The organism is Streptomyces sp. NPDC059010 (assembly GCF_042740355.1).
Lineage (GTDB): Bacteria > Actinomycetota > Actinomycetes > Streptomycetales > Streptomycetaceae > Streptomyces.
Genome location: NZ_JBHYJA010000047.1, coordinates 68,426 through 75,247, shown reverse-complemented (window position 1 = coordinate 75,247; position 6,822 = coordinate 68,426). Strand labels below are relative to the sequence as shown.

The following is a 6,822-nucleotide window of genomic DNA, read 5'->3' as shown; positions in this document are numbered from 1 at the left end:
CCGGCGCGGCGCGGCGGCTCTCCCACCCCCGGCTCGGCCGGGGCGGGTGGGGGGGGGCGTCGCTCGGCGGGGCGCCCCCCCCGCCGTCCCCCCCCCCCCGGCCCCCTCGGGAGGGGTGAATCCGATCACAACTCCCAAGCGGAGCAGGGTAATCCGTGACTGGAAAGCCCAGATCGAATTTGCGAACCGCCGATCTCTTGTTACCGTTCCATTAGCCCGGTTGCTGGTGCATCCCCCGTCGCCAGCAACCGGGTCTTTTCATGTGCGCAGTCATTTACGGAATGACATCGCGTGTCAACCGCCCGTGGGCGCCCCGGAATTGTCCGGCGCCGAGTTGCTCGCGGAGCGCAGCAGCAGCGGCCCGTTCCCGGCCCGCGCGGCGAACTCCGCGACCGCCGTGTAGGCGTCCAGATTCCCCCGGGTGGGCTCCCGTGGCGTCTCGCACGTCCCCGGCTCGTCCTCGACGCCCTCGGCGCAGCGCATCTGCACCGTGCGTCCGCCTGGCCCCATGAGACTCAGCACGGAGTCCAGCGCGCCGCCGGTCGCATTGCGGAAGTAGGTGCGCGCCCAGGTCTCCGCGCCCTGGGTGAGGACACAGGTCTGCGCCTCGATGCCCTCGGGCGAGACGAGCTCGGGCCCGCACCGGGTGGCGGTGGCGAGGCCCAGACCGAGCAGCAGCGGGGATTCGACGGGCCCGACCGCGGGCCCTTTCGCGTCGGGAGCGGGGGAGGGAGGTACCGAAGGACGCGCGGCCTTGCGGGACGTATGGCCGTGGGCGCGGTCCTGTTCGCCCACGGGTCCCGCGGAGGCTACGGCAAGCGGCAGCGCGACGGCGCCCACCACGACGCCGGTGAGGGCGAACAGACGGATCTTTCCTGAGCCTGAGCGGCGTGTCTCAGCGTGACGGGGCATACACGGAATGTAACGACCGCGCACGTGTGCCCCGCTCCGCGCACGCCGGTGTGGCCTACAACTCGGGCGCGCTCACACCCGTACGAGTGAGGGCCTCGACCACGGCGTCGACAACGGCCTCCACATCGGGTACCCACGGGGAGGCCGAGCCGGGCAGCGGAGCGCGCTGCCAGCTGATCTGACCCGGGCCCGTCTCGGACGGGGGCAGGGCGACATAACCGCCCTCGCCGTGGAAGCGCAGGGAGCCGGGGACGAAGTCCTTGGCGTAGAGCAGTTCGCCCAGCTGTTCCATCGAGTACGGCTTCACCAGGATCGCCCAGCGGGTGGGCGAGGCGACGACCGGGCCGAGGCGCATGCCCATGCGGTCGAGTGCGGTGAGGGCGTGGGCGGCCGGCAGGGCCGGGAGGCTGACCGCGCAGGGCGCCTTGCCGCCGGTGGCGAGGATGATCGGGGCCGCGGGCCGGTTGCCCCACCACCAGCGCACCATGCGCTCGTCGGTGGTGGCCGCGAGGAGGCCGGGGTCGAAGGGATGGGCACCGGGCACCGTGCACTCGGGATCCGGGCAGCCACAGCGGTCACGCCGCTGCGGGTCCGCCGCCACTCCCGGGAGTACGGGCCATTGCCATTGAGTCGCGAAGGTCAGGGCCGCGCTGATCAATTCAGGCTTCCCGTCGCCGCGCAGGAGCCTGCGTCGCCTTCCGAGGATCTCGCGCATGAGCGCTCGTTCCTTTCCGTTGCACCGCTGGCAACACCGTGGACCACATCACACCATGTGTCGATCACTTCACTGTGCGTACCTAATGGCGCATCACACCCCTGCTGTGAGCAAGGGAAACCCCTATGGGCCGAGCGTTGGCTGCTTCCGCGGCAACCTCGCCCATACCGCGTCTACCAAAAGCATGGGCGTGGCGTGGGGTGGCGAAGTCTGGCGTTTAGCGTCGCGCGTATTTCTCTTCGCCTCCGCCACGGGAGGATGGGGCCGGTCGTCGGTGGCTAAGACGCCCGGGTCCGTCGCCAGGTTCCGGGTGGCTGTCAACCACCCCTGGCCTTCTCCGAGTACGTACCCATCACGACCGCTGTGACGCTCTGTGGAGCGAAACCAGTCGACCGCAATACCCCGTTCACTGAAGCAGTTTTAAGCCAACTTTGCCTTTGCGCAAGAGGTCTACGACGAGCGCTCCGGTTACCCACGGACACCAGGAATCCCAGCAGGACAATGCTGGACATCCCCTTACGAGTGCGTGTAGATGTGGAGACACTGCTAGCGGCGCAGAATGACATGGGGGTTTGCGATGCTTTTGAGCAATACGCACCGGTCGGAAAGCCGGACGCCATGAACGCCCCTCACCCTTCGAAAGTGGCCGGAATCGATGCGACGGTTCCTTCACCCGCACACACTGTCGCGCCCGCGACCCCGGGCGGCTCAGCGGTCCCGTCACCCAACGCACCGGGCCTGGTGCTCCAGGACCGGCTCGCCGGCTGGGTGTCCGACCTCACAACACTCCACGAACTCACCGAACGCCTGGCCCGCACGGACGCACTCGCCGACGCCCTCCAGGAACTGCTGCGCGCCGGAGCCGCCCTCGTAGGCGCCCGGCGCGGACTCGTCGTCCTGGAACCGGCCGACGGCCTGGGCCCGGACACGACCATAGGGCTCGGCCTCGCCCGCGCCGACCTGGGGCACATCGAGACCGTGCCGCGCAGCGCGATGTCGTACGGAAGGATCCTCGACGGACTTCCGGGTGGTGACGGTGAGATCGCCCAGCCGGATCTGATGTCCGAGGACGGGCTCGACCCCCGCCACCGCGAGGTGGCCGCACGCCTCGGCTACGCCGCGTGCTACGCCCTCCCCCTGTCCACCGACACCGCCGGCCGCCTCGGTGCCGCCGTGTGGCTGTACGACGAGCCCGCCGAACCGGCCGAGCGCCAGCGCCACCTCGTCGGCCTGTACACCCGCTACGCCACCGAGCATCTGGCCCGGCTCCTCGAAGTCGAGCGCACGCGCGCGTGCATGCGGACGATCGCGGAGGAGCTGCTCCCCTCCCGGCTGCCGCGCATGGCCGGCGTCCAGCTCGCCGCCCGGCATCGCACCGGCCCGCGCGGGGGCGGCGACTGGTACGACGCGCTGCCGCTGCCGGACGCCGCGCTCGGCCTCGCGGTCGGCTCGGTGACCGGGGCCGGGCCCAGCGCGATCGCCGCGATGGGACGGCTGAGGGCCAGCCTGCGGGCGTACGCCGTGATGGAGGGCGAGGACCCGGTCGCGGTCCTGTCCGACCTGGAGCTGCTGCTCAGACTCACCGAGCCGGCCCGCTCCGCCACCGCCCTGTTCGCCTACTGCGAGCCCGCCCTGCGCAAGATCACGCTGGCCGGCGCCGGACACACCCCGCCGCTGCTGATCGGGGACCGGCGCACCGAGTTCGTGGAGACCTCCGTGTCCGCGCCGCTGGGCATGCTGGCCTGCTGGGAGGCGCCGAGCGTGGAGCTGTCCGCCGAAGCCGGAGAGACGGTTCTGCTGTACACCGACGGGCTGCTGCACCGCACCGGCGACCCCACCGACCGTGCCTTCGCACGGCTGCACGCGGCGGCGGCCGGGGTGCCCCGGGCGATCAGGCACGACCCGGACGCCCTCGTCGACCACGTCCTGCGGACCGTGCTGCCGGACGGACTCGACCGGGCGGACAGCGAGGAGGACGTCGTACTGCTCGCCGCTCGCTTTGAGTAGCGGCCCGGCACGCGCGCGTAGCGCTCATCGGAAAGCACCCGGGAAAGCACCCATAACAAGCGAGTGACCTCGGCCATAGCAGCGGCGCCCGCGCACGGGGTGACCGGTCCTACGACCCTGGGTTCCGTCCTGTACGTCCGTACGATGGTCGGGGTCCAGTGCCGTATCGAGGAGGATGACCGTGGCCGACGAGCTCACCCCGGCCGAGTCCATTGCTGCTACCGCAGCGGACCCGGAGACTGAGTCTGAAGAGCCGATCAAGCAGCGCAAGAACGGCCTGTACCCGGGCGTGTCCGACGAGCTCGCCGAGAGCATGAAGTCCGGCTGGGCCGACACGGAGCTGCATGACCTGCGGCCCATCCCCCAGGCCGCCGAGACCGCCGCGCGGCGCTCCGCGCTGTCGGCGCGGTTCCCGGGCGAGCGTCTGGTGATCCCGGCGGGCAACCTGAAGACCCGCTCGAACGACACCGAGTACCCCTTCCGCGCGTCGGTCGAGTACGCGTACCTCACCGGCAACCAGACCGAGGACGGCGTGCTCGTCCTGGAGCCCGTCGCGGACGGCCACCAGGCGACGATCTACCTGCTGCCCCGCTCCGACCGTGAGAACGGCGAGTTCTGGCTCTCCGGCCAGGGCGAGCTGTGGGTCGGCCGCCGCCACTCGCTCACCGAGGCGGAGAAGCTGTACGGCATCCCGGCCTCCGACGTGCGCGAGCTGGCGGACCGGCTGCGCGAGGCGACCGGTCCGGTGCGTGTCGTCCGTGGCTACGACGCCGGCATCGAGACCGCGCTGACCGACAAGGTCACCGCCGAGCGGGACGAGGAACTACGCGTCTTCCTGTCCGAGGCGCGGCTGGTCAAGGACGACTTCGAGATCGGCGAGCTGCAGAAGGCCGTCGACTCGACCGTGCGCGGCTTCGAGGACGTCGTGAAGGTCCTCGACAAGGCCGAGGCGACCTCCGAGCGCTACATCGAGGGCACGTTCTTCCTCCGCGCGCGCGTGGAGGGCAACGACGTCGGCTACGGCTCCATCTGCGCCGCCGGTCCGCACGCCTGCACGCTGCACTGGGTGCGCAACGACGGGCCCGTGCGCTCGGGTGATCTGCTGCTGCTCGACGCGGGCGTGGAGACGCACACGTACTACACCGCCGACGTCACGCGCACGCTGCCGATCAGCGGCCGCTACAGCGAGATCCAGAAGAAGATCTACGACGCCGTGTACGACGCCCAGGAGGCCGGGATCGCGGCCGTGCAGCCGGGCGCGAAGTACCGGGACTTCCATGACGCCTCGCAGCGGGTGCTCGCCGAGCGGCTCGTCGAGTGGGGGCTTGTCGAAGGGCCCGTGGAGCGGGTGCTGGAGCTCGGGCTGCAGCGACGGTGGACGCTGCACGGGACCGGGCACATGCTCGGCATGGACGTGCACGACTGTGCTGCCGCGCGCGTGGAGTCGTACGTCGACGGCACGCTGGAGGCGGGTGTGGTGCTGACCGTCGAGCCGGGGCTGTACTTCCAGGCCGACGATCTGACGGTGCCGGAGGAGTACCGGGGGATCGGGGTGCGGATCGAGGACGACATCCTGGTGACGGCGGACGGCAACCGGAACCTGAGCGCTGCGCTGCCTCGGCGGTCGGACGAGGTCGAGAGCTGGATGGCCTCTCTTAAGGGCTGACGTTGGATTGATGGCCGGATGCCAGAAGGGTGTCCGGCCATCGTCGCGGTCTGCGGGTTGTGGGGGCTTGTCGCGCAGTTCCCCGCGCCCCTGAGGGGGTTGAGGTGGACCTGCATCTGGATCTCACCGGCACCGATGGGCGCCGTGCGGGGCTCGAACGGGCGCTGCGGGATGCCGTGCGGGACGGGCGGCTCGCTCCCGGGGAACCTCTGCCTGCCACCCGGCGTCTCGCCTCCGAGCTCGGCATCTCGCGGAACACCGTGAAGGCCGCTTACGACCAGCTCGTCGCCGAGGGTTACCTGACCGCGCGACAGGGCTCGGGCACGCAGGTCGCCCCGCTGCCCCTCCCCGCCGCCGAACCGCCGGAGGCCTCCGCACGCGCGCGTGAGCCGCGGTTCGATCTGCGGCCGGGCAGCCCGGACGTGGGGGCGTTTCCGGCGGCCGCCTGGTTGCGGGCGTTGCGCAGGGCGATCGCGACGGCGCCCTCGTTGGCGTACGACTATGGCGATCCACGTGGGCGTATCGAGCTGCGGAACGCGCTGTCGGGGTATCTGGGGCGGGCGCGTGGGGTGGTCGCGCCGCCGGAGCGGATCGTGGTCACCTCCGGCTATGTGCAGGGGCTGGCGCTGCTCACGCGCGTGCTGGAGGGCGGCGCCGTCGGCATGGAGGATCCGGGGCTGCCGTTCCACCGGGAGGTGGTGCGGCGCAACGGGGGTGCCGTCGTGCCCGTGCCGGTCGACGAACGGGGCGCGCGTGCGGGGGAGCTGGGGGACTGTGCCGCCGTTGTCGTGACGCCCGCGCATCAGTATCCGACCGGTGTGACGCTGCATCCCGAGCGGCGGCGGGCGCTCACCGACTGGGCACGCGTGCGTGGCGGACTGATCGTCGAGGACGACTATGACGGGGAGTTCCGGTACGACCGCCAGCCCGTCGGCGCGCTGCAGGGCATGGCGCCGGGACAGGTCGTGTATCTGGGGACGGCCTCGAAGACCCTCGGGCCCGCGCTGCGGCTCGGCTGGATGGTGCTGCCGCCGCACCTGGTCGACGCCGTGGCCGACGCCAAGCTGCACAGCGACCACCACACCGAGTCCATCGGCCAGTTGGCCCTCGCCGAACTGATCGAGAGCCATGCCTACGACCGTCATGTGCGGGCCTGCCGGTTGCGGTACCGGCGGCGCCGGGACCAGCTCCTGGACAGGCTGGGGGCGCGTCGGCGCGTGCGCGGGATCGCGGCCGGGCTGCATGCGCTGGTGGAGGTCGACGACGAGGCGGAGGTCCTGGCGCGGGCCGAGGCGGCGGGGCTCGCGGTGGGGTGTCTGGGGGAGCACTGGCATACGGCGGGTGGTGGCGGCGCCGGGGGCGGTGGCCGTGGCGGTTCCGGGGGCCGTGGCCTTGGCGCGGGGCGGCCGCAGGGGCTGGTCGTGGGGTACGGGACGCCCCGGGAGCGGGTGTATCCGGAGGCGTTGGAGGTGTTGGGGCAGGTGCTGGAGGGCGACTGAGATCCCCCTGGTATTGGGCCACT

General features: G+C 71.4%; 5 protein-coding genes. 3 read left to right on the top strand and 2 right to left on the bottom strand.

Annotation, left to right across the window (positions count from 1 at the left end):
• Positions 1–294 precede the first annotated feature (294 nt).
• Both ACFWYS_RS37275 and ACFWYS_RS37270 read right to left on the bottom strand, forming a co-directional pair.
• A complete protein-coding gene (locus ACFWYS_RS37275; RefSeq protein ID WP_384778919.1) occupies positions 295–912 on the bottom strand; it encodes a hypothetical protein in 618 nt (205 codons plus the stop codon).
• 55 nt (positions 913–967) lie between these two features.
• Positions 968–1,627 (bottom strand): bifunctional DNA primase/polymerase, encoded by a 660-nt coding sequence (locus tag ACFWYS_RS37270; RefSeq protein ID WP_272115492.1) that lies wholly within the window; start codon positions 1,625–1,627, stop codon positions 968–970.
• A 501-nt stretch (positions 1,628–2,128) separates the two neighbouring features.
• Here ACFWYS_RS37270 and ACFWYS_RS37265 point away from each other — a divergent pair.
• From ACFWYS_RS37265 to ACFWYS_RS37255, 3 genes are all read left to right on the top strand, one after another.
• Positions 2,129–3,634, top strand: a complete 1,506-nt coding sequence (locus ACFWYS_RS37265) for a PP2C family protein-serine/threonine phosphatase (protein ID WP_384778916.1) — start codon at positions 2,129–2,131, stop codon at positions 3,632–3,634.
• A 175-nt stretch (positions 3,635–3,809) separates the two neighbouring features.
• Positions 3,810–5,300, top strand: a complete 1,491-nt coding sequence (locus tag ACFWYS_RS37260; RefSeq protein ID WP_384778913.1) for an aminopeptidase P family protein — start codon at positions 3,810–3,812, stop codon at positions 5,298–5,300.
• 104 nt (positions 5,301–5,404) lie between these two features.
• A complete protein-coding gene (locus ACFWYS_RS37255) occupies positions 5,405–6,799 on the top strand; it encodes a PLP-dependent aminotransferase family protein (protein WP_384778911.1) in 1,395 nt (464 codons plus the stop codon).
• Positions 6,800–6,822: the final 23 nt, after the last annotated feature.